This window comes from uncultured Campylobacter sp., from assembly GCF_937949835.1.
GTDB lineage: Bacteria > Campylobacterota > Campylobacteria > Campylobacterales > Campylobacteraceae > Campylobacter_B.
In genome coordinates, this window is sequence record NZ_CALEDC010000325.1 from 1 (window position 1) to 1,764 (window position 1,764).

Annotated in this window: 2 protein-coding genes; one reads left to right on the forward strand and one right to left on the reverse strand. The window is 45.4% G+C overall.

The genetic code is table 11. From position 1 onward, the window contains the following. Positions 1 to 97 precede the first annotated feature (97 nt). Positions 98 to 616, reverse strand: coding sequence for a hypothetical protein (locus tag Q0256_RS07395; protein WP_297961753.1), 519 nt, complete (start codon positions 614 to 616; stop codon positions 98 to 100). Between the two features lie 306 nt (positions 617 to 922). Here Q0256_RS07395 and Q0256_RS07400 point away from each other — a divergent pair, with 306 nt between their 5' ends. Continuing rightward, a complete protein-coding gene (locus Q0256_RS07400; protein WP_297961756.1) occupies positions 923 to 1,666 on the forward strand; it encodes a hypothetical protein in 744 nt (247 codons plus the stop codon). The last annotated feature ends 98 nt before the right edge of the window (positions 1,667 to 1,764 follow it).

Below are 1,764 nucleotides of genomic sequence, written 5' to 3' on the forward strand. Positions count from 1 at the left end.
TAAAATTCCGCGATTTAAAAGCTCCCGAGACGTCAAAAAATCATTTATGATTTAGCCAAATGCGGCATCAATGCGTGCGTTGCGCCCAAGTCGACCGCTAAAATTTCTTTATGATCTCCATTAAATGCTTAACCATGGCTGCGATCGCGTCATTTTCATAGCTATCATCCGTATTTTGCAACGCTATAGTTTTCATATTGCCGAAAAATCCCGGATCGTAATGCTCGATGTCATTTTGCACGTAGCTTCTTAAAATTTGGCCGTTTCTTACTAGTTTAACCTCATAGATAAACTCTATGCCACCGATTCTATCGCTAGGAAACGGAGTAGCTTCGCCCGTAAAGCCCCTGTGGTGCTTTATTGTAATTTTAAGCTCATCAGTAGAGTTTTGATCCAGCAGGTTTGCCTCTTTTAGCGCCGCTAAAAGCTGCTCGTTGTACTTTTTCTCGACTGCTTCCGGCGATTGATAGACAAATTTTTTCGGATTATGGTTTTGGATGTGGTAGTAGGTAATGCCTTTGAATTTATACGCGCTTGCGATTGGTACTTTCGGCTGAGACTGCCCGCAACCGGCAAAGAATAGCGCCGCAAGAAGCAAAGCAAAAAATTTTTTCATTTTTTCTCCTTTAAAATTTTGTGCGATTATACAAAAATGGGGTTTAGCTCGGGCTAAATTTACGATCTTTCGGTACCGCTTCGCGTCGAATTTTTTATAAATTTGAGCGAAAGCGCAAAAAATTTAAGCGCAGTTAGACGGCCAAATTTCAATTCCTTTAAATTTGAAATCCATTGAAATTTTAAACCCTCTTCAAATTTAAAATTTAATCCGAATTTGATCTGAAATTTTATAAAATTCCACCGTTTTAAACGGACTTTAAAATCACGCGCAAGCTGTTTTGAAACCCTGAAATAAAGGAAGCTGATGCCTACTTTTACTACCAAAGACTACAAAGCCGCCCTTCGCAGCCGCGGCGCACGAACCGCGAGTGCAGGCGGATTTAGCGTCAAAAACGACAACTCCTTCATCGTGATCTTCGTCATTGCGATGATGGCTTTTATATTTTTCTACGGCATGTCGGCAGGGCTAGATTTAGATAAAATTTTTTTAGGAAACGGTCACGGACGCGGTGGAGGCGGGATTTTAGGGCTTTTGATCGCGGGCGTAGCTTGGTATCAGGGGCGCGACGGCGGCGGGCTGTTTAAATTTAGCGACCACGCGATCACCTTCGTTTCGGGCGCGGGCAAGAGCGAAATTTTGCTCTTTAACATCGACTACGTTAGGCTCACTCCAGGCTTTTTGCGCACCTGCACCGGCTACACGGCGCTTAGCCACTCCCGCTACGTAAAAAACGAGCAACTCTTTAAATTTGGGATCGGATCAATGATCGTGCTATGGCTAGTCGGTATCGCCATGAGCGAGCGCGTGGGGATGGCGTTCGTGATAATGGTCGTGGGCGTCGTGATCTTTATCTTCGCCAAGACGCTCTCGTCGTGGCGGCTAAACGGCGACTTTCACGACATCTTGCTGCGCGACACCGTGCTGATCCGCGGCAAGGATCTAAATGACCGCGTGCTGTGGTTTGCGATCACGCCCGGTCGCAACGACCGCCGCAGGCTGCGCGCCTACTTCAAAGAGCATCTTGACTTCGACATCGACGGCGGCTGATTTTGATTTAAAATTTAAAGGCTCAGGCACGGACCCGGTAGCGGAATTTTACGACGCAAAAGAAGTAGAAGATAAATTTTATAAAATTTGGGAAGAAC

Bases quoted from the DNA above. Each gene is read 5' to 3' on its own strand.
- Q0256_RS07395 (WP_297961753.1), bottom strand. From the start codon at position 616: ATGAAAAAATTTTTTGCTTTGCTTCTTGCGGCGCTATTCTTTGCCGGT.
- Q0256_RS07400 (WP_297961756.1), top strand. From the start codon at position 923: ATGCCTACTTTTACTACCAAAGACTACAAAGCCGCCCTTCGCAGCCGC.